The 19,272-nt window shown below is 62.2% G+C and carries 31 protein-coding genes; 23 read left to right on the forward strand and 8 right to left on the reverse strand.

Translation table 11 applies throughout. From position 1 onward, the window contains the following. Positions 1 to 11 precede the first annotated feature (11 nt). From GGQ90_RS14200 to GGQ90_RS14215, 4 genes are all read right to left on the reverse strand, one after another. The gene (locus tag GGQ90_RS14200; RefSeq protein ID WP_188082741.1) at positions 12 to 218 is read right to left on the reverse strand and encodes a hypothetical protein; all 207 of its coding nucleotides are present in this window, start codon (positions 216 to 218) and stop codon (positions 12 to 14) included. Further along, on the reverse strand, positions 208 to 609 hold the full coding sequence (locus tag GGQ90_RS14205; RefSeq protein WP_188082742.1) for a helix-turn-helix domain-containing protein: 402 nt from the start codon (positions 607 to 609) through the stop codon (positions 208 to 210). Before GGQ90_RS14205 ends, GGQ90_RS14200 begins: the two co-directional genes overlap by 11 nt. Next, entirely contained in the window at positions 606 to 809 is a 204-nt protein-coding gene (locus GGQ90_RS14210) for a hypothetical protein (RefSeq protein WP_188082743.1), read from the reverse strand. The genes GGQ90_RS14205 and GGQ90_RS14210 overlap by 4 nt, the downstream gene beginning before the upstream one ends. 105 nt (positions 810 to 914) lie before the next feature. Beyond that, the gene (locus GGQ90_RS14215) at positions 915 to 1,412 is read right to left on the reverse strand and encodes a hypothetical protein (RefSeq protein ID WP_188082744.1); all 498 of its coding nucleotides are present in this window, start codon (positions 1,410 to 1,412) and stop codon (positions 915 to 917) included. Positions 1,413 to 1,787: 375 nt separating this feature from the next. Here GGQ90_RS14215 and GGQ90_RS14220 point away from each other — a divergent pair, with 375 nt between their 5' ends. Further along, positions 1,788 to 1,985, forward strand: a complete 198-nt coding sequence (locus GGQ90_RS14220) for a hypothetical protein (RefSeq protein WP_188082745.1) — start codon at positions 1,788 to 1,790, stop codon at positions 1,983 to 1,985. 147 nt (positions 1,986 to 2,132) lie between these two features. Here GGQ90_RS14220 and GGQ90_RS14225 read toward each other — a convergent pair whose 3' ends face one another. Further along, positions 2,133 to 2,396 carry a transcriptional regulator gene (locus GGQ90_RS14225; protein ID WP_223178257.1) on the reverse strand — a complete coding sequence of 88 codons (264 nt, stop codon included), beginning with the start codon at positions 2,394 to 2,396 and terminating at the stop codon, positions 2,133 to 2,135. Positions 2,397 to 2,480: 84 nt separating this feature from the next. On the opposite strand from GGQ90_RS14225, the gene GGQ90_RS14230 reads away from it, so the two are divergent. The 3 genes from GGQ90_RS14230 to GGQ90_RS14240 all read left to right on the forward strand — a co-directional run bounded on the left by GGQ90_RS14230 (position 2,481) and on the right by GGQ90_RS14240 (position 4,081). Further along, a complete protein-coding gene (locus tag GGQ90_RS14230; RefSeq protein ID WP_188082747.1) occupies positions 2,481 to 2,897 on the forward strand; it encodes a helix-turn-helix domain-containing protein in 417 nt (138 codons plus the stop codon). Between the two features lie 32 nt (positions 2,898 to 2,929). After that, positions 2,930 to 3,211: a zinc ribbon domain-containing protein gene (locus tag GGQ90_RS14235; RefSeq protein ID WP_188082748.1), complete on the forward strand. Its 282-nt coding sequence runs from the start codon at positions 2,930 to 2,932 to the stop codon at positions 3,209 to 3,211. A 75-nt stretch (positions 3,212 to 3,286) separates the two neighbouring features. Then, positions 3,287 to 4,081, forward strand: a complete 795-nt coding sequence (locus tag GGQ90_RS14240) for a hypothetical protein (RefSeq protein ID WP_223178258.1) — start codon at positions 3,287 to 3,289, stop codon at positions 4,079 to 4,081. Between the two features lie 198 nt (positions 4,082 to 4,279). On the opposite strand, the gene GGQ90_RS29030 is transcribed toward GGQ90_RS14240, so the two are convergent. After that, a complete protein-coding gene (locus GGQ90_RS29030; protein ID WP_223178259.1) occupies positions 4,280 to 4,447 on the reverse strand; it encodes a hypothetical protein in 168 nt (55 codons plus the stop codon). On the opposite strand from GGQ90_RS29030, the gene GGQ90_RS14245 reads away from it, so the two are divergent. The 5 genes from GGQ90_RS14245 to GGQ90_RS14265 all read left to right on the forward strand — a co-directional run bounded on the left by GGQ90_RS14245 (position 4,446) and on the right by GGQ90_RS14265 (position 8,218). Beyond that, positions 4,446 to 4,637 carry a hypothetical protein gene (locus GGQ90_RS14245; protein ID WP_188082750.1) on the forward strand — a complete coding sequence of 64 codons (192 nt, stop codon included), beginning with the start codon at positions 4,446 to 4,448 and terminating at the stop codon, positions 4,635 to 4,637. The two genes, GGQ90_RS29030 and GGQ90_RS14245, sit on opposite strands and share 2 nt — an antisense overlap. 53 nt (positions 4,638 to 4,690) lie before the next feature. Further along, positions 4,691 to 4,984: a hypothetical protein gene (locus GGQ90_RS14250; protein ID WP_246428249.1), complete on the forward strand. Its 294-nt coding sequence runs from the start codon at positions 4,691 to 4,693 to the stop codon at positions 4,982 to 4,984. A gap of 104 nt (positions 4,985 to 5,088) precedes the next feature. Next, on the forward strand, positions 5,089 to 7,098 hold the full coding sequence (locus GGQ90_RS14255) for an ATP-binding protein (RefSeq protein ID WP_188082752.1): 2,010 nt from the start codon (positions 5,089 to 5,091) through the stop codon (positions 7,096 to 7,098). 72 nt (positions 7,099 to 7,170) lie between these two features. Further along, positions 7,171 to 7,626: a LexA family transcriptional regulator gene (locus tag GGQ90_RS14260; protein WP_188082753.1), complete on the forward strand. Its 456-nt coding sequence runs from the start codon at positions 7,171 to 7,173 to the stop codon at positions 7,624 to 7,626. A gap of 19 nt (positions 7,627 to 7,645) precedes the next feature. Further along, complete coding sequence (locus tag GGQ90_RS14265; protein ID WP_188082754.1) at positions 7,646 to 8,218, forward strand: hypothetical protein; 573 nt, start codon at positions 7,646 to 7,648, stop codon at positions 8,216 to 8,218. Between the two features lie 109 nt (positions 8,219 to 8,327). Here the strand turns inward: GGQ90_RS14265 and GGQ90_RS29315 are convergent, their stop codons facing one another. Beyond that, complete coding sequence (locus GGQ90_RS29315; protein WP_188082755.1) at positions 8,328 to 8,627, reverse strand: helix-turn-helix domain-containing protein; 300 nt, start codon at positions 8,625 to 8,627, stop codon at positions 8,328 to 8,330. A 9-nt stretch (positions 8,628 to 8,636) separates the two neighbouring features. After that, positions 8,637 to 8,972, reverse strand: a complete 336-nt coding sequence (locus GGQ90_RS14275) for a type II toxin-antitoxin system RelE/ParE family toxin (protein ID WP_188082756.1) — start codon at positions 8,970 to 8,972, stop codon at positions 8,637 to 8,639. A 310-nt stretch (positions 8,973 to 9,282) separates the two neighbouring features. Between GGQ90_RS14275 and GGQ90_RS14280 the strand changes: the two genes are divergently transcribed. The 14 genes from GGQ90_RS14280 (at position 9,283) to GGQ90_RS14345 (ending at position 19,268) form a co-directional block, all read left to right on the forward strand. Then, positions 9,283 to 9,537 (forward strand): hypothetical protein, encoded by a 255-nt coding sequence (locus GGQ90_RS14280; protein ID WP_188082757.1) that lies wholly within the window; start codon positions 9,283 to 9,285, stop codon positions 9,535 to 9,537. Continuing rightward, complete coding sequence (locus tag GGQ90_RS14285) at positions 9,534 to 9,746, forward strand: hypothetical protein (protein ID WP_188082758.1); 213 nt, start codon at positions 9,534 to 9,536, stop codon at positions 9,744 to 9,746. The genes GGQ90_RS14280 and GGQ90_RS14285 overlap by 4 nt, the downstream gene beginning before the upstream one ends. Continuing rightward, complete coding sequence (locus GGQ90_RS14290; RefSeq protein ID WP_188082759.1) at positions 9,743 to 9,910, forward strand: hypothetical protein; 168 nt, start codon at positions 9,743 to 9,745, stop codon at positions 9,908 to 9,910. The genes GGQ90_RS14285 and GGQ90_RS14290 overlap by 4 nt, the downstream gene beginning before the upstream one ends. Continuing rightward, positions 9,907 to 10,593, forward strand: a complete 687-nt coding sequence (locus tag GGQ90_RS14295) for a DUF3164 family protein (protein ID WP_188082760.1) — start codon at positions 9,907 to 9,909, stop codon at positions 10,591 to 10,593. The genes GGQ90_RS14290 and GGQ90_RS14295 overlap by 4 nt, the downstream gene beginning before the upstream one ends. Beyond that, on the forward strand, positions 10,590 to 10,901 hold the full coding sequence (locus GGQ90_RS14300; protein ID WP_223178260.1) for a hypothetical protein: 312 nt from the start codon (positions 10,590 to 10,592) through the stop codon (positions 10,899 to 10,901). The genes GGQ90_RS14295 and GGQ90_RS14300 overlap by 4 nt, the downstream gene beginning before the upstream one ends. A gap of 76 nt (positions 10,902 to 10,977) precedes the next feature. Then, positions 10,978 to 11,244: a hypothetical protein gene (locus tag GGQ90_RS14305; protein WP_188082762.1), complete on the forward strand. Its 267-nt coding sequence runs from the start codon at positions 10,978 to 10,980 to the stop codon at positions 11,242 to 11,244. A 118-nt stretch (positions 11,245 to 11,362) separates the two neighbouring features. Further along, entirely contained in the window at positions 11,363 to 11,968 is a 606-nt protein-coding gene (locus GGQ90_RS14310; RefSeq protein WP_188082763.1) for a hypothetical protein, read from the forward strand. 28 nt (positions 11,969 to 11,996) lie between these two features. Next, entirely contained in the window at positions 11,997 to 14,003 is a 2,007-nt protein-coding gene (locus GGQ90_RS14315; protein WP_188082764.1) for a phage terminase large subunit family protein, read from the forward strand. A gap of 11 nt (positions 14,004 to 14,014) precedes the next feature. Next, entirely contained in the window at positions 14,015 to 14,206 is a 192-nt protein-coding gene (locus tag GGQ90_RS14320) for a phage head-tail joining protein (protein WP_188082765.1), read from the forward strand. Then, a complete protein-coding gene (locus GGQ90_RS14325) occupies positions 14,206 to 15,720 on the forward strand; it encodes a phage portal protein (protein ID WP_188082766.1) in 1,515 nt (504 codons plus the stop codon). Before GGQ90_RS14320 ends, GGQ90_RS14325 begins: the two co-directional genes overlap by 1 nt. Positions 15,721 to 15,734: 14 nt before the next feature. Next, positions 15,735 to 17,873, forward strand: a complete 2,139-nt coding sequence (locus GGQ90_RS14330) for a prohead protease/major capsid protein fusion protein (RefSeq protein ID WP_188082767.1) — start codon at positions 15,735 to 15,737, stop codon at positions 17,871 to 17,873. A gap of 60 nt (positions 17,874 to 17,933) precedes the next feature. After that, a complete protein-coding gene (locus GGQ90_RS14335) occupies positions 17,934 to 18,284 on the forward strand; it encodes a DUF2190 family protein (protein ID WP_188082768.1) in 351 nt (116 codons plus the stop codon). Continuing rightward, positions 18,284 to 18,592, forward strand: coding sequence for a head-tail joining protein (locus GGQ90_RS14340; RefSeq protein WP_188082769.1), 309 nt, complete (start codon positions 18,284 to 18,286; stop codon positions 18,590 to 18,592). The genes GGQ90_RS14335 and GGQ90_RS14340 overlap by 1 nt, the downstream gene beginning before the upstream one ends. Position 18,593: 1 nt before the next feature. After that, the gene (locus GGQ90_RS14345) at positions 18,594 to 19,268 is read left to right on the forward strand and encodes a DUF6441 family protein (RefSeq protein WP_188082770.1); all 675 of its coding nucleotides are present in this window, start codon (positions 18,594 to 18,596) and stop codon (positions 19,266 to 19,268) included. Positions 19,269 to 19,272: the final 4 nt, after the last annotated feature.

Consider the following 19,272-nt stretch of genomic DNA (forward strand, 5'->3'; position numbering starts at 1 on the left):
AAGGGACATGGTCACCGCGACGTCATCCAGTCGATGATGGAGGGGCCAAATTTGCTGGCGGTCAGGATGCCCCCGACCCAGAGCCCGGCGATCAGCCCCTTGCGCGCGGCATCGATGTCACGCGGATCGACGACCGGTTGCTGATAAAGCGGATGGCGGCGAGGCGCGTTGCAACGGCCGCATTCGCAGCCCATGGGATGGATGGTTTCAGGCCGCACGGGCGGTCTCCTCTTTCGCGGTGGGCGCGCAGCCGCTGCAGAGATCGGCACTGACCCAGGCGCAGGCCCGGTGGGTCTGTTCGTCCAGGCACGGATCGGCGTCGCTGCAGGCGCAGATTGCGCAGATGCGCGGGGTGACGCCGATATCGGTGCCGTAGCTGCGCAGATCGATCAGCCGCAGCAGCACACGCCGATCGAAGCGAAAAGCGGACGCCAGTGCGCGCACGACATCCGGGCTGATGGCGGCGACGTCGCTTTCGATCCGCCCGATCCAGGCGGAGCGATCGAAGGCGCCCAGATGCGGGGCGGTATGGACCAGGCCGGCGACATCGTCGACCGACAGGCCCGCCGCCTGGCGGCGCAGTTTGAGATAGCTGCCCGGCGTCATCATGCCGCCGTCCGATCCCCGAGCAGCGGACCAGCCATGACGTCGGTCAGTTCGCCGATTGCTGCGCGGAGGTGGGCACGTGCCCGCTCGATCGCTGCGGAGCGGGCGCCGGGACAGATATTCAGACGTACGCCGATCAGGTCGCTGTCCATGTCATGGAGGGCGGCGCGAAACTCAGACAGCAGCAGGCGATCGGTTTTCATGACGATACTCCGGGCGACAGAAAAGCCTTCCCGAAAGCGCGCATTCGCATCGGGCCGGCCGGGCATTGGTGGCGGTTCGTTTCGGCGGGGGCCGCTGGTCGCGCCTTACGGCGGCGCCACCAGGCGCGGCGGCGTCTGCCGCTCCAGATTGAGCAGCGCGGCTTTCATCGCCTCGATCGCTTCGATGATTTCGCGCTGCGCATCGCGCCGATCGGCGTCGGTCGCGTCGGGCAAAGCGGCCTCGAGCAGGGCGGCCTTGGCCTGGCCCACTTCGCGCACGACATCGACCGCGTGGCGCAGGATGTCGAAGGCATCGGCAAAACGCTCTTCCTCGTCGACACCCAGCAGATAGCCATAGGCGTCGTAGATGGGGCGACCGGCGCCGCCGGCGCGGCGATATTCGATATCCAGGACGATGGCGGCGCGCATCGGAATGTCCCGCGCCTCCCCCTCATCCGAGGCGACATCGAACGCCCCCCATTTCTGGACGGTACGTTTCTGATAGCCGGTCAGCGCGGCCATTCTTTCCCAATCGCCGGGCAGCTGGCCAGCGATGCGCGCCAGCGCGGCATCCAGGGACAAGGGTGGACGTGACAGGGTCATGATTTGCCGGCTCCCCGCAAAGGTGCGACCCGAAGGCAGGGGATGGACCGCGCGCCATCGACCAGATTGGCTGCAGCAGATCCGGAGCGACCGGCGCGCCCCATCGGAAAGAGAAGAGCCGCCGCCGGACGGTTATTCAGATCAGTGCCGGCGGCGGCAGTTTGCCCGGCGAAGTCGGGTCGACGTCGGGAGCCGGGGGTAAGGAAGCGGGCAAAAGCGTGCGGCGAACGCCCGAGACGGGGCGGTGCAGCGGCGATAGCGCCGGAATATGAACGGCGCGCGCGCAGAGAAATTGGACCTTCCAGGGCCGGGCTGGACGCCCGGCCCCTTCCGGCTATCGTGTGAAATGCCACAACCACACGAAAGGCAAACTTCATGGACAAGGCGACAGCAGTCATCCTGCGCGGCGTACTGGCAGGGCTGGTCCGCACCGGCGCGATCAGCCGCGAGCATTTCGATGAAACCTGCAAGCAGATCGCCGTGGCTGCGCAAGGCAGCGGCCAAGAGGGCGAGGTGGGCCGCTTCATTTCGGATCTCCACCAGCATCTTCGACTGGACGATCCGACCGCGTGACCCCAAAGCGCCAGCTGCGCGACACAGTCGCCTGGCGCGAGAGCTCAGTCACAGCCATGACCACGTCGAGCGCCGCATCGTAAGGCTTGCAGTGCTCGCGGATGAGCTCGACCAAGCGCGCTTCCTGTTCGGGCGTGAAGGGTGAGCTCATGGCCGCACCCCTTCGATACGATCGTCGCCGGCAGCGGCGCTGGCCTCGCGCGGGTAGATATCCGGGCGCAGATCGTGGCGCGAAATGCCGGTGGCATGTTCCACGGCGAGAACATGTTCGGCGGGAAGCTCCTTATTGCGCAGCACCCATTTAGATACGGACTGCTGGCTCACACCACAAAGCCTGGCGAGCGCCGACTGCGACCCCAAAGCCTCAGCAATGCGAGGCGCAGTAACAACCATGGGTGATTTCTGATTCATACAGGGTTGTTACAACCTAGGTTGATGGCCAGTCAAGAGCACAAATTCAATTTCGTGCCACAACCACGGGTGTAAAATCGCGCGATGATCTATTCTGACCGCCTGCGAGATGTGATGGGAGAGCGCCAGATCTCCCAAGCAGAACTGGCGCGGCGCGTGGGCGTCTCTCAACAGACGATTGCCAAGCTATTCCAAGGTGCCAGTAGCGGCTCGCGCTATCTGCATCGCATTGCGCGCGAACTGGGGACGACGCCAGCCTACCTAGAGGGCGAGGTCGATGATCCAAACGAGGATGCGCCCGCTCCCCCTGCTGCGGATTCTGAATCTCGGGAAATGATGGAACACTTCGGTCACCTCGCCCCGGCCGATCGCCGCGCCCTGCTGCAAATAGCGCGGTCGATGGCGGGAGGTGGCACGCCGTCAGACACGGTGCATGCCCCCTCGCGGGGTTATCGGGGGGAAGACAGCGAGCCTGGCTTGGATAACGGCGAGGAACGATGACACGCATCCATTAAATCATAGGGGTGGGGGAAATGGAGTTCGTAATTGTTTGGCTCGTCTGCGGCGGGATCGCGGCGATGATTGCCTCTAGCAAAGGCGGCAGTGGCCCCATCGGCTTTGTAGTCGGTCTGTTATTCGGCCCATTTGGAATTATCGCAGCATTCTTCATGGGCAACGAGCAAAAAGCCGATGCCGCCAAAATCGCCGCCGGTGACAGCAAGAAATGCCCACGTTGCGCCGAGTTGGTGAAACCGGATGCACTGGTATGCAAACATTGCGGTCATGAGTTCCAAGCTCCCAAGACTAAGGCTTGAGCGACGGCATCCATCGCATCGATGTTGGGGGGACGGATGAAGTATTGCGGACTAGGTCTAATCGGCATTGGCTTTGTGATCGCTGCCTTCGCGCTGATGTTCATGCCGTCGACGGTCACCACCCCAGAAATGGTGACGATGCCATATAGCGGCTCCCTCGTCGGCTCCGGCCGCTCCACGGCAACCTACAACATGCCGCGCGCACAACTACGGGAGCTTGTATTCCATGGTGGAGGGATGCTCTTCTTGGGTGGCTGCATTCTGCTTGTTGGCGGGGTATTGGACGGTCGGCTGCGTGGCAATGCAGCTGCGAGGCCAACAGTCGCAGAAAGAGACGATGTCGCGGGCACACTAGCTGCGCCAGATCAGAGAAGTCCTGTTGCGGATGCGAATGGTCACATTTCCCCTCTTCCAGATGAAGTTGAGCGCAACAAGCGTATCATAGGTGGCGTGATCGTTGTCGGGGTGATTGTTCTGGTCGTTTTTGGAATTACGGGAGTGACGAGGCAGACCGTGCCCGATGAGATCAATATTGAAAGTGCAGCTGAAAATGCCGCGCGGGCTGCAGACGAGGCCATGAACTCAGCGATCGATGCCGCAGATAACGCTGCTCGAAGCGCTGGCCATAGCGAACTGCGCAGCAGCGTAAGCTTAGGCCCAACGGTCGGTGCGGATAGATCTAATAAAAGGGATCAGCATATCGAACCGAAGCATCGAGCTTCCGTGCAGCAGCCTTCGATACAAGCAAAGGAAGGGAGTTATGCGACCACCTCCTCTCCACCGAGAGATGAACGGAAGAAAGAACAACTGGAGCTCGAAAGAAGTCTCATTGCCGCGGGAATAGATCCGGAGGCGGACCGACCGCAGTAAGCCGTCATCAACGATCAGATTCAAGCGGGAGAAAATAGGTGAGCAGATCGGGGGATCATGCTGTTGAAAACGGGGATCTGGCGGACATCATCAAGCAAAGGGGTGATTGCGCCGACCGAAATGAGGGGGGAATAGCAACCGGGCAAAAGGCGGACGCGGCAGAGCACGCCACCAAGCCCCAGCGAAAAATCCTGTCCATCAAAACGGCCCCCCAATGAGGCGGCCGGAAATCTTCAGCGGCGGCATGGTTGTGGCTTCGCTGATCCTGATCATGCTGGTCGTGGCGGTGAAGCTGCTGTGAGCGGCGGCGGCACCCTTGCCGATATCGGCCCCTGCCTTTCCTGTCGCGGGAGGCGCAGCGAGCATGGATAGGCAATTGCGGCTGACCGACGAAGATCTGCTTGCGCTTCACCGCGTCAAGCGCGGCCTGGCTATCGCGCCCCGATCTCGCGCGGAGCTGATCAACAAGAATCTGATCCGCACCTTGCTGGGCGGCGACATCCTTACCGCGCAGGGCGAGGCCATCCTCGCGCGGTCACGCTATTTCGAGCGTTGAAGGCCGGTACCAGGGCGGCCGGGTCGAACCAGTTCAACAGGAGGATGATCGCGATGGATGACTTCCGACAGAAGGTAACCGATGCGGCGCTGGACGAATTGCGCCGGCAGCTGGGCGACGAAAGCGTGAGCAGTCATGGCACCTCCGTCGAGATCGACGGGAGTTTTCGCATGGTCCGTGTAATCGACGCGATCATTCGCGCGGCCGTCAGCGATCATGCTGCGATCGTCGAGGAGGTCGCCCGCACATTGGGCGGCGAAGATTGGGAGGATCGGACGGATGACGCCGCCGACGCCATTTCAGCCGTGCGCGGACGGATCCTGGAGATGCTGGATCCACTGCCATGATCAACCACACTTTACCGCCGTCGATACCAGCTGCATAACTACGCATTCAGAAGATTATCATCCAGCGAGCCTGCGCAACTCACACCAACAGGGGAGGGAGTGACTTGAAGCTAATTTGCTCTAAATCATATCGATCCATCAAATGCAGCGATCCTTTTGAACTTCCCGATTTTACGGTGATTATTGGACCGAACGGATCAGGCAAAAGCCAGCTCCTGCAGAGTATAATGCATGGAAATATTTCCGTTGAAGATCTCGATGTTAAAACTGGAGGAAAGCTCAAAGACGTTGTCATGCTGGATAGCATGGCAATTTCGATCGCTGGAGTGTCGGATCTTGCTAAATGGCAGAAAATCCCTCCGCCAGAATTCAGATTGGACCAGGCAAGCTTCGATGCGCGGCGGTCCTCAGCGCTCAGTACGCCTCGTCGCATCCTAACAGGAATTCTCGCTACCGATGACAAGGTTCTTCCCGAAGATTGGGACGAATGGAGCCTTGGCCCTGAACATTTCATAACAGCTTTTGAAGTGGAAGACGCAGAACATGCTGTACGAGACGCCTTCACAGAGGCCGAAAATGCGTTCCCTGGCAGAGGCGCGCGCTACGATCATGCCTCAGCCCAATTCAATAGTGCTCTGCGCGCGACAGCAGAAACACTCCAATGTTCAGTTTTCGACGTAAAGTATGACGACTTCTCAATTTACGTAGAAGGAATAGATGTCAATTCACTGGAAATTAATTTTGCCGACGTCCTCCATAGATACAACGTTCTTGAGCTAGAAAATGACATTCACACAGTGAGATACGCGCGACACCGTGGCCAGCCCGCCCTAACGAATGAAGAGTTTATAAAAAAATACGGGCCAAACCCAGCAGATGAGCTATCTGAATTGATGCAGCAGTTTAATTTGCCTTACACAATTCCTCATAATGACGATACCAATCTAATAAAATCTGATAAGTGGCCACTTCGTCTGAGACATACAAAGACCGGCGCCATGGTCGACATCAGCAGCCTCTCATCGGGCGAAACGACAATCCTGCGCTTCCTGCTGTCCTTCTTTCAGGGAGATCCGCGGTCGATGAGGAAGGCACATCCAAAGCTGCTGTTGCTCGACGAAGTCGACGCGTCCCTACACCCCCCGATGGTGCAAACATGGCTGGAAGCGATCCACCGAGAGTTCGTGCTGAAGCGCGGAATAAAATGCATCATCGCCACGCACACCCCCACCACCGTTGCCGTTGCTCCGGGCGACTGCATCTATGAGAAGCTGGAAGGTGTTACCGCGCCTCAGAAAATCGACCGCCAGACGGCCATAAGAAAACTGACTTTCGGCATTCCGACGCTATCCATCAACGTCAATGCCAATCGACAGGTTTTCACCGAAAGCGACGTCGATACAATGGTTCTCAATGAACTGCACGGCGTACTGGCCGCTGACCTTGGGTTGCCCCGGAACCTCGTTTTCTCCAGTTGCGGACTTAAGATCAAACCTTCGACCGAGGACGTCAAAGTCGGTGAAACCGACATCAACACTGGTTGCGCGATTGTGAGAAAGATCGTCAGCGCCGTACATGGTGTCACCGAGGGGAATGTTTACGGTGTCGTCGACTGGGATTTGAAAGCAGAAGACCAAGGCCCCGTGTTCGTGCTGGCCGAAGGCACGCATTATGCGCTGGAAAACGTAATTCTGGATCCGCTGCTGCTCGCATTGCTCGCGATCTATGAGCGCAAATTCCCAGAACCCCACCCTAGGATTACCCAAGTCACAGAATGCCCTGACTCGGAACTACAACAGTTGGCTGACGTCATTGCATATGACACACTTGGCTTCGACAAGGCCGGGGACATCACAAAGGTCCTCTACCGAAATGGGCGAAGCATCGAAGTGCCGACAGCAATGGCGCAATATCCCGCTCACCCCTTGGAAGAACGCGTGGTCGCAAAGCTTCCCTGGCTGAAAGCAAACAGACTGGCTGAGGGGCCGAAATTCCAAGTGGTGAAACGCGTCATCTTCACCCTTCCCGAGTTCTGCCCGATGTCTATCGTCGAGCTTTTCAAGCGGATCGCATCCGATGGCGATACACAGCCCGGCGTTTCAACCCAGCATTGATCTGAGACGGCCGACTTACTGGATTTTCAAGCGTATCCTCCATACATTCCCGCAAGCAGGGAGGCGTGGAGCATGGAGATCAAGGCGGTCCGCCTGGCGCCGGACATGCCGAGCCGGAAAGATCAGGTCTATCGGTTCCTTTGCGACTATCATGATCGCTACCTTTCCGGGCCGTCGCTCTCCGCGATCGCGGCCGCATGCCACACCAACAAGGCGCGCGTACAGGACGCAATCCGCAAGCTGGAGCGCGAGCAGCTGGTTCATCGCACGCCCGGCAAAAAGGGCGGTACCATCCCTTCGCGCCATCATGCGGACATGGTGCTGCGAGAACTGGAAGCACGCGGCTATATCATCAACCCGCCGGGCACACCCCTGATCGACCTGGACCAGGACGGCCGCCTGGTCGTCAGCGCAGATACCGTTACGAATGCGAGCCTCCCGCCCGCGCACCCGTGCGTGCATGGTGCCGGCCAATCTGATGAGCGGGACGGGCATGACGGGGAATTTGATAAAGGAAGGTCCTTATAAAGGGCTGAGCCATGCGGAGATGGGCCGGCGCGCGTGGGCGGGGCGCCATCCCGCGCGCGCGATCGAGGAGCGCGGCTTCCGCAAGGCGCGCGCGAAGCTGCTCGACCGATGGCATCACAAAAATGCGGGGACGCCAGAAACGCATGAGGCGCATCGACAGCGCCGTGCCGGCGCGATCGCGCGACTGCACGCGTCGGGATATCTGTCGGATGACGAGTTGGCCTGGTCACAGGAAATAGCGGCGGCGGCCGAGCGGATCATGGCCGTGGCCAACGTTCGGACCTGCAGCCTGGAAGCACGGATCGACGACGCCCGCCATGATCATGCCTTTCACGAAGCACTCGGCGCCGTCTGGAGCGAGATGGCCTATTCCCGCTGGCGCGCGCAGATCGGCGCCGGCGCCACCATGCTGCTGGATGTCATCGTGCATGATGTCGGCCTGGTCCGCGCCGCAGCCGCCCATGGCATGCATGTACGCCGGGCCCGCAAGATGCTGGTCGATGGGCTTCACCTGTGGGCGCGGATTCATATGCACGTGCGCCGGGACGTCAGCGAGGCGGATGTTGCCGCCGCGCAGGCGGGCCTGTTCTAGGAACGCGGTTCGACAGTCAGGCGGATAGGCCGACTTGTCAGCAGTGAAGCGCAGGCGGCACCGCTCAAGTCGCGGGTACCAGTATGACTGAAAAAGGGGCGGAACTGAATTAAACCAGTTCCACCACCAGCTTCCGCCCAATGCTGTTCGCAGCGCGTGCGAGCGTATCAAGCGTCACATTATGTTCGTTGGGATCCAACACCCGATCAAGCTGGGTTCTGCTGGTTTGCATTCTAGATGCCATGGCAGCCTTCGTGAGGCCCTGTTCTTTCATTGCCTCACGAAGGGTATGGGCGATTACACGCTTAATCGCCACGGCGGTTACTTCTTCACGAATGCCTTCCTCATCCAGCCAGCTGTCGAGAGACGAAAATTCGCGGGGATCAAGCCGATCCCTTGTTTCCACCATTCTATACTCCTACTCGCATTCACTCCTGCGCTTTTCCCCCAGTTCGCGATCCTGATTTGGCGTTTTTTGGGTTTTCTTAATAAAGGCATGCACGACCACAATCTGCTGTGATGCCTTGTCGAAAAACCAGAGAAGCCTAAGTTCTCGCTTGGAAGGCAAAGAGCTGCGAAGCTCCATAAGCTTAGGGCCGCATGACCTACAGAGCGGCATCCCAATGGGATATCCGAACTGCAATGTCTTGAGGTCTGCGCCAACCGCCTTCTTATCGTCACTGGGTAAGTTGCGAAGAAATGACTGGACTACATCGTTACCGCTTGCAGTCCGATAAAACACCACCTGGTACATATTTGGCTCCTAACATCGTCTCTTTCTCATACGGTCCTCCATTACATGCGGCGGGATCGCCGCGGTTTTGCGGCATTATTGCCGCGGTTACCTTCTGCTCAATCTGAGCATACACCCGGACCACTGCCCGGTCGGCTTGCATGTGCCATATATGGTACATTTTGTCAATCGCTGAAGAAAATGCGGGCCGTTACGAAAACGAGCCTCCCCAAATGGCCACGTAACTGGCAAATCCGACCCCGCATGAACTGCGTCCAGAGCCCGTCGATCCCCCAGGTCGGCGGGCTTTTTGCGTCGATGGAGGCCCGCCATGGCCACGAACGATCGAGCTTCCCCCCGGCCCTCGATCCCTGAAAGCCTTGAAAATGCCAGCCATGCGCTGGACCGGCTGATCCACGATGCCCTGCTGCCCCACCGTGGCCGCCACGACGATCGTCTGGCGAACCTGGAAGAGCGGGCCCGGGCCATCGCCGCTTCCATCGTCGCCCCCTTCGAGCGGAAAGCCGCGCTATCGGCGGACGCAGGGCAACAAGTCCGAAGCCTGGTACTGAAGGAAAGCCCATGAGCAGCCTCCCCCGCCGGATGGAGATCCGCGGCCTGAAAGCGCGCGGCTATGGTCGCACGCCCTATCGCATCATGAAGGATGCACTGGGCATTGAGCGGCCGATGCGCGTCGCGCGCGGCGGGCTGATCCTGAGCCCCGAACCAGAGATGGAGCCGATCGGCTATCGCTGGCCGCGCATCGTGGACCTGCGCAAGGCAGCTGCAGCGTGAACGGGCAGGATCTCGCCCAGCTGCACCGGCTTGCCCAGGGCGAGGGCGAGATGCGCGTCGGCAAGAAGCTGATGCGCGCCTTGCTTGGCCACGTTGCGCGATCGCAATCTGGTCACCCCGCCTGTCCAACCGCCCAGCGCATCGCCGGGAGCGCCTGCGCATGACCGGCGTATCTCCCGGCGGCACAGCGAGCGCTTCCCCCGGCGACGGCGCTGTGTCTCCCCCGCCCGGGCGCCGCGAGATCGATGGCGCGATCTACTGGACCAACGCTGACGGCGGGCTGATCCCCGACGGCGCGGTCAAGTCGGCCGACAAGCTGCAGGACGAGCTGGTCCGCAAGATCGTCGGATTTGCCCTCCCCCTCTCTGCCCAGGTCGCGCGGTTTCGCCAGCATAGCTTCGACGATGTCGACGAGTTCGTCGAACTGCTGGAGCAGGAATATCAGGCCAAGCGTGGCGGATCGAAGGGCAACCTCACCTTCACCAGCTATGACGGCCTGTTCAAGATCGTCGTGGCCGTGGCAGAGGCCATCGAGTTCGGTCCCGAGTTGCAGGTCGCCAAAGGCATCGTCGATGAGTGCCTGCGCGAATGGTCGGCCGACAGCCGCATCGAGATCCGCGCGATCATCAACCGCGCCTTTGCCGTCGACAGCCAGGGCCGGATCAACCGCAGCGATCTGTTCTCGCTGCTCCGCCTGGACATCACCGACGAGCGGTGGCTGCACGGGATGAAGGCGATCCGCGACAGCTTCCGCATCGTTGGCTCCAAGCGCTACATCCGCATGTATCAGCGCGCCAACACACAGGCGCCCTGGACCAGCATCACGATCGACGTGTCGGCGGGATGAGCTTCGTGGTGATGGCCATGGACCGGCTGAAGCGCGAGCTGGAGCGCTCGGCCGAGATGGCCGGATGCACCGTCGACTTCATTGGCGATGGCTCAACACCGGTGAACCATCCGCGCTATGATCTGGTCGATCATGCCATCTCCATGCAGGTCGAGGGCGCGGCCAATCGCGCCTGGCTCGACACGCTGGACGATGATGCGCTCTATGTCCCGGGCTTCGTGCTGGTCAATATGGACGTCCACAATGTCGAAGCGTCAGGCGATGGCGTGATCGCCGATCTCAGCGTGACGACCGTTCGTGAGGCGTAGCCGACACTGGGCAGGGTCGAGACGTCTATCAACGCAGCTTTAGCCGGCACGCCGGCAGATCAGAAGGACTGACACAATGAACGCGTCCAGCATCATCGCAGGTCTCATCGCCCTGCTTCTCCCCACCAAATCCGTCGATGGCATCGTATCCGTCCTGACAAAGGTCGCTGATCGTCTGGCGCTTGCAGAAGCGGCGCAGAACGCCAAGGCTGACGACCTCTCGAACCGAGCCCTTCAACTGCGCCTCGAAGCGGAAAAGGCCTCTGCCTCTGCCGCAGAGGCCGTGAGCGAGGCCGAGAGGGCCGCGCGGGTTCGCACCAACGTCACCAACCTGATCGCCTGAGCCGGACGGGGGGCCACCCCCTCCCCCCCGGTCTGGGTCCTTCCCCCACCCGAGAATCACGGGCAGCAAAGGCTCATGAAGTGCCCAGCTACGGATTGTGAAAGGTGTCCGCACCAAAATGTCCGCAGATGAAGACTTCGTCGCCATTCGGAAATTTGCTGTCCTTGATGGGTGCAATGAAGCGCTTGTCCGCAGGGCGATAAAGCAAGGAAAACTGCGGGTTTCCGAAGACGGGAAGGTTGACGCTTCCCAGGCGGGAACGGGTTGGCGCAAGGCCAACAGGAAGGCCGCCCCTGGTGCGGACAAAGGTGCGGACAAACCGAAAAAGTCCGCACCCAAGACAGCGGACACCATCAGCTCCGCTATGGCGCTGGCGGAACTCGGCGACGAAGATTTCATAGCCGCGGTTCTGGCAGGACGGTTCGCGATCACCGGCGCGGCCGAGATGGTCAAAGAGAATGCGCTGGCCGGCAAGCATCTGCTGGCGATGCGCCGCGACGCCGGCGATGTCGTCGATCTGGAGGTGGCAGAGGCCGTCCTGTTCGAACAGGCACGGCAATTTCGCGACGCCTGGATGAACTGGCCTGTGCGCGTGGGGCCGTTGATCGCGGCCGAGCTCGGCGTTTCCGCCGATCCGGTCGTGGAGACGCTCAATAAACATGTCCAGCAGCTGCTCAACGACCTTGGCGAACCCGACCCGGAGTTTGCCGGAAGAGAAAGCTGAGCGCCTAGCGCGATCGTGGCGCCGCGGCATGACGCCGCCGCCGCGCATCAGCGTGCCGGAGTGGGCGGACCGATATCGCAGGCTGGCGAAGGAGGCTGGATCGACGTCGGGCAAATGGCGGACGTCGACCGTCGAAGCGTCGCGCGGGCCCATGCTCGCGGCGACAGAGCCGGGCGTGCATGTCATCACCCTGATGGTATGCACCCAGTTGATGAAGACCGCCTTCATCGAGAATATCACGGGCTTCCATGCCCACCTCGACCCCTGCCCCATGCTGCTGGTGCAGCCAAAGGATGAGGCGGTCGAGGCCTTCAGCAAGGAGCGTATCGGGCCGCTGATCCGGTCTACCCCCGTCCTGCGCGAGCTGGTCGGATCGAAAAAGAGCCGGTCGGCCGACGAGACGCTGACCTACAAGGCGTTCCCTGGCGGCTTCCTCGCCATGGTGGGCGCGGGCTCTCCCGACAATCTGGCCCGCCGCCCCGTCCGTATCACCATGTACGACGAGACGGACAAATATGTCATCACGCGCGAGGGCGATCCGATTGGCCTGGGCGATGAGCGCCAGGCGACCTTTGCCAATTACCTGTCTGTGCGGGCATGTTCGCCGACGATCGAGGGCGAAAGCCGGATCGAGGCGAGCTTCCTGGACGGCGATCAGCGGCAGGCATCCGTCAAATGCCCGCACTGCGGCCACCGCAACTTTCTGGAGTTCTTTCGCCACGTTCATTGGGACAAGGACGCCGACAGCGGCATTCACTTCCCCAAGACCGCGCAGATCTATTGCGAGGCATGCGGTACCGGTTGGAGCGAAGGCGAGCGACTGAAGGCGCTGGCAACGACCCGCTGGCATCAGACGCGGCCATTTCTGTGCTGCGGCAAGCATCAGGATCCTGCCGCCGCCTATGTGGAAGCATGGAAGGCACCGGAGGAGGCGAGGCCTGCAGATCCGGTCGCCGCAATCTGGGATTGGTGGAGCAGCGATCGTCACGCCGTCTATCGGGCCCGCTGCTGTGACTGCGGCAGCTGGGCGGTGGACAATGAGCATGCCAGCTTCACCGCCGGCAAGTTGTTTTCGCCCTGGCCAAAGGACGCGCCGCCCAAACAGGCGGCCAAATGGCTTGCAGCCAAGGATGATCCGGATCTGCGCGTCGTGTTCGACAACACGCAGCGCGGTCGCCCCCATCGCCGCGCGACGGGCAAGGATCTGAAAGCCGAAGCGCTGGCATCGCGCGCCGAGCAATGGCCGGGCGAGGTTCCGGACGGCGTCGGCGTCATCACCGTTGGCGGCGATACACAGGACGATCGCGTCGAACTGGAGTTTACTGGCTGGGGCACGAACGAGGAAAGCTGGTCGATCGGCTATGTCGTCATCGAGGGCGACACGTCGAAGGAGGAGCTCTGGGATCGTGTGGACGAGCAGCTGCTGCGCCGGTTCCGCCGGGCAGATGGCCGCGAGTTCACGGTGGAAGCCGCCTGCATCGATTCCGGTGGTCACCGGACGCAGGAGGTCTATCGCTTTTCGCGCGCGCGCCTGGGCCGCAAGATCTGGGCGACCAAGGGTGCATCGGAACGTGGTGGTGCGCGGCAGCCGGTCTGGCCAACGGTCAAGCCGACGAACCGCAAGAAAGGCCAGTACAAGCCCGTCATCGTCGGCACCAACGCCGCGAAGGACACGATCAGGTCACGCCTGGCGCTGACCGAGCCGGGCGCGGGCTATTGCCACTTCCACGCCCGGCGCGAATTGAGTTGGTATGAACAGCTGTTGGTCGAGCGGCTGGCGCTGAAGATCACGGCCGGCAAGCGGTTCACCGTTTGGGAGTGCCCCAAGGGCAAGGCCAACGAGGCGCTGGACTGCCGGGTCAATGCCTATGCCGCGCTGCAGGGCCTGATCCACTTCGGCTTCAGACTGAATGACCGTGTCGCGGAAGTCGCGGCACGATGGACCCCCGAGCCCGTCATCACCAGCGCCGAGCCGCAAGGCTGGGGCGATCGTGGCGGCGGATGGATTGGCGGCGGCGAGAGCAGCTGGCTGTAGAGGAGATTGCCTTGTTCACCCAGGCTGACATCGACGAACTGAAGAAGGCCATCGCCACCGGCGCGCTGCGCGTACGTTACGCCGACGGTCGTGAAGTCCAGTATCGCACACTTGCCGAAATGCGGGAGACGCTGACCATCATGCAGGCTGAGGTCACGCCGGCATCGAGCGGTAATTCGCGCGGGTTCCTGGCCAGCTTCTGATGACGTGGCTCGATTCCGCGATTGGCTGGCTGTCCCCCGTATCCGGCATGCGCCGGATGCAGGCCCGGCGGGCGATGGACATTCACGCGCGCGCCTATGATGGCGCCAAGCGCGACCATCGCACCGCCAGCTGGCAGGCTGCTGGCGGCAGCGCCAATGCGGAGATCGCCACGGCCGAGGAGGTCGTGCGCAATCGATCCCGCGACCTGGTGCGCAACAATGGCTATGCGCTGCAGATCGTCGAGACGATTGCCGACCATGTTGTCGGTACCGGGATCGTGTCTGCACCGATCGGCCTGAAGGGCCGCAACCTGAAGCGGGTCAAGGATCTGTGGAGCGGCTTTGTCGACGAATGCGACTTTGACGGCGACCAGGACCTGAATGGCCTGTGCTGGTCGGCCGAGAAGGCGCAGCGCGAAAGCGGATCGGCGATCGTACGGTTTCGACGTCAGCAGTTCGATGCCTCTGCCACGCGCGCACCGCTGAAGCTGCAGCTGCTGGAGCCCGATTTCATCGACGTGATGAAGACCGGCACGACCGCCAACGGCGGCTGGATCGATCGCGGCATCGAATATGACAGCGAGGGCCGCCGCGTCGCATTCTGGTTGCTGCCCGCCCATCCCGGCGACGTGGCGAGCTGGCGCGCGTTCAGTATGACCAGCGAGCGGGTGCCCGCCAATGAGCTGGTCTATCTGTTCGACAAGCTTCGGCCTGGGCAGGATCGCGGCATGCCGGTGCTGGCGCCGGCGATCCTGACGCTGCAGGATCTGCGCAGCTATTTCCAGGCGGAGTTGGTGCGCAAACGCATCGCAGCCTGCATGGTCGGCTTCATCACCAGCCAGGATGGCGATATTCAGGTCGGCACCGAGCCGGGCAAGACGCCCAACGGCACCCAGACGCAGAAGATGGAGCCGGGTCTGCTGCAGCGGCTGCGGCCGGGCGAGGAAATCACCTTCAACAATGTGCCGGGCGATTCCGGCGTTGATGCCATGGCCACGCAATATTTGCGGGAGAGCGCTGCGGCCGCCGGCGTGATGTTCGAGCAGGCGACCGGTGATTTCAGCCGGGTAAATTATTCCAGCTTCCGTGCGGGCGGTCATGGCTTTCGACGCCGGACCGAGCGTCGACAATGGGCCTTCATCCACAGCGCATCGCGGCCGATCGTGGCGCGCTTCACCGAATCCGTTTTGGCCGCTGGGCTGCTGAGCGCCATCCCGGGCGGATGGCGTCATACGCCGCCGGGCTTCATTTCGGTCGATCCAGACAAGGATGCCAAGGCGGATCTCGCCAACCTGCGCATGGGCAAGGTCACGCTCAGCGAGCTCGTGGAAGAGCGAGGCTGGGATTATGTCGAGCATCTGCAGCGCCTGGCCGACGACATAAAGGCCATGGGCGAGATATTGGGCCCCGACTTCATGTTCGATGGCGACCCCCGCAAGGTGCTGAACCAGGCGAAGCCCGACAACGACCAGGCCGCCAGCGCCAAGGATGAAGATGCCGCCGCGGCGGCCTGACCTTCGGAGACATCATGAACGACAAAAGCAAGGTGCCGCCGGCGCCGCCGCCCGCACGTGGCCGCCTGACCGCGCTGATCCACCGCCACCCCCGTACGACAGCGCTGCTGGATATTGCCGCCAACCTGATCGGCGGCGGCGTCCTCACCCGCAATACGCCGGCGGAAGGCGGCGATCCGGAGGAAAGGCGGCAGCCCATGACGGGCGGCCGGGGTAACCGCAGCCTGGCGGTCACGCCCGACAGCTATGATTCCGCTGCCCGGACCGTCGAAGCGGTGCTGTCGGCGGGTTCCGCTGTCCGGCGCTACTGGTTCACCGAAGAGCTGGAGATCAGCGCCGAGGCGATCGACCTCGCCCGCGTGACTGGCGGCATCTGTCCGCTGCTCGACACCCATAATCAGTATCAGCTCGACGGCGTGATCGGCCGTGTCCTTTCCGTCCGGATCGAGGACGGTCAGCTGATCGGTGTCCTGCAGTTCGCCGATACGCCAGCGGGCCGCGACATCGAGGCGCGCGTTGCTGCCGGCGAGATCCGTGCGATCTCCATCGGGTACCGCGTCACCAAATGGCAGATCACCGCCACTGACGACACTGACCATGAGACCTGGCGCGCTGTCGCCTGGGAATTGCTCGAGGCCAGTTTCGTCCCCGTTCCTGCCGATCCGAACGCCGTGGTTCGATCAGCCCCCCAAAACCCTTCGCACGGAAACCAAGAGGAAGACGATATGCGACGCAACCTCCCCGGCGGCGCGGCTGCGGCCGCCCCCGCAGCTGCTGCTGCCAATCCCGCCGCATCGGTGGAACCGGCACAGACGACCCGATCCGAACCTGCCGCGCCGGCGCCAGCACCCGCGCCTGCCATCGAGCCCGCCCAGCGCCAGGCCGATGCCGTCACGGTGCAGGCTATCCGCACCGCCGGCACCAACGCCGGCCTGGACACCGATGCCGTGTTCGAGCTGATCGAGCGGCACGAGGCTAACCCGTTCACCCGTGACGCCCTGATGGCCGATATCGGCCGTCGCTTCGCTGAGCGCGACAGCAATGTCCGCACCGCCAATCGTGTCCCTGCCAGTGCCGGCAACGGCGTGACAATGGCACGCGCGATGGGCGATGCATTGTTCCACCGCATGTCGCCCGGCAGCGAACTGTCGGCGGATGCGCGCAATTTCCGCGGCATGAGCCTGCTGCGCATGGCGGAAGAATATCTGGGCTCCAGCGGCATTTCGATGCGCGGCATGACCGCCCATGAGATCGCCGAGCGCGCGCTGCACAGCACGTCGGACTTCCCGGCGCTGATGGGCAATGCGATGAACCGTCGCCTGCGTGCCGCCTATGAGGAAAATCAGCCCAGCTATCGTCGCTGGGCACGCCGCGCGCCGAACGCGCCGGACTTCCGCTCGATCGACGTCATCCAGACGTCGGCCATGCCCGACCTGCTGAAGGTCAACGAGGCCGGTGAGTTCAAATATGGCACGATCAGCGACGGCAAGGTCAGCTATGCCGTCGTCACCTACGGCCGCATCATCGGGATTTCCCGCCAGACGCTGATCAACGACGATCTGCGCGCGCTGGAACGGATGACCACCGGCTTTGCCGGATCGGCCGCCCGCCTGGAAAACCGCACCGTCTATTCGCAGCTCACCGCCAATCCGACGATGAGTTACGATACCACGGCGCTGTTCCACGCCGACCATGGCAATCTGGCCGGCGCCGGCGGCCCCATCTCGGCCACCACGCTGGGCGCTGGCCGCACTGCCATGCGTCTGCAGAAGGGCCTGCAGAAGGAAGAGCTCAATCTGGCGCCGCGCTGGCTGATCGTGCCGGCCACCCAGGAGCAGCTGGCCTATCAGTATACGTCGAGCCAGTATGTGCCGGCCAAGCAGACCGACACCAACGAATTCCGCGCCGGCGGCCGCACCGCGGTCGAGCCGATCGTGGAATCGGTGCTGGACGCGGCGTCGACCACCGCCTGGTACATGGCTGCCGGCAACGAGCAGTGCGACACCATCGAATATACCTATCTCGAAGGTGCCGAGGGCGTTCAGCTGTCGAGCCGGATCGGCTTCACGGTCGACGGCGTCGAACTGAAGGCCAGCCTCGATTTCGCGGCGGCCACGATCGACCACCGCGGCCTTTACAAGAACGGCGGCTGATCGAGCTCGGGGGCGGTTGCCTGACCGTCCCCTCCCCCTTCTCCTTTCGGGAGCATCTCCATGAAGAATTTCGTACAGGATGGCGGTACGATCACCGCCAACGCGCCCTATGCGCGCACGTCGGGCCAGGGCGCCTTGATCGGCCAGCTGTTTGCGGTGGCCTGCGCCGATTATGCCAATGGCGCCGAGGGCGAGTGGAAGACGCACGGCGTTTTCGACCTGACCAAGATCGGCACCCAGGCATGGGCGGTCGGCGCGCTGATCTATTGGGACAATACCAACAGGCGCTGCACCACTGTCGCATCGGGCAACACCCTGATCGGCGTCGCCCTGCTGGCGGTCGGCAACACCGCCGGCGAAGTGATCGGCCGCGTTCGCCTCAACGGCACGGCCCTTCCGGCTGAAGCCTGATGGCTGATCCGTTCGCGACCGGCATGGCCACGCTGCGCGCGTCGGCCGCGTCGGTCGCGGGCCGATATTCGCCACCGTCAGGGCCTGCTGTGGAAGATATCCGTGTCATCCACAGCCAGCCCAGCGAGATCAGCGACGACGGTGAGCTGGTGATGGACAAGCATAGCTTCGTCATCTTTCGCAGCGACGTCGACATGCCCGAGCATAATGGCGTCATATCCATCGCCGCCGGCGATTTCCGCATCAATGGCGACTGCCTGCTCGATAATGAAGGGCTGAGCTGGACCTGCCCGACACAGCCGGCCTGATATGCTCGATATCAAAGTCACGATGCCCGATTTTGCGGAAATCGAGCGGGCTGCGATAGAGGATCTTGGCCGTGATGTGACCGCAGCGATGGCTGAGGCCACTGACTATCTGAAGGAATTGCTGCGGAATGACGTCCTGAGTGCTGGCATGGGTCAGAGGCTGGCAAAGACGTGGCGGAGCCAAGTCTATCCCAGGAACGGACATTCTCTAGGACCAGCGGGGTTCGTCTGGTCGAAAGCTCCACAGATCGTTGATGCCTTTTCCCGCGGAGTGACGATCCGCCCTGTAGACGGCGAAGGCTATCTATGGATTCCGACCAAGAATGTCCCGCCGCGGCGGCGATCCGGCAGCTACGCCTCCAGCCTGGGAAAGCGAGCGCGCGGCACTCGCATGTCACCGGAGGAAGTCGAACTGACTTTCAACAGCGAGTTGATCATCCAAAAGGGCAAGCGAGGCTCCCTGCTGGCGCTGATCGACGTCGTTGGCGCAAATAACGGCAGGGGCTTCCGGCAGGCAAGCGCTGGCCGACTGAAGGGGCGCAAAGGGATGGCTCCGCGCGCAGTGAAGCGCGTCCTCATGTTCGTCCTCGTCCGCCAGGCGAAGATGCCGTTGCGGCTGAACCTGCAGGCCGCCGCAGATCGTGCGGGCCGCTACCTCGTTTCCCTGCTGAGTTGAGGGC

Origin of the sequence: Sphingobium scionense (assembly GCF_014197035.1) — a bacterium.
Lineage (GTDB): Bacteria > Pseudomonadota > Alphaproteobacteria > Sphingomonadales > Sphingomonadaceae > Sphingobium > Sphingobium scionense.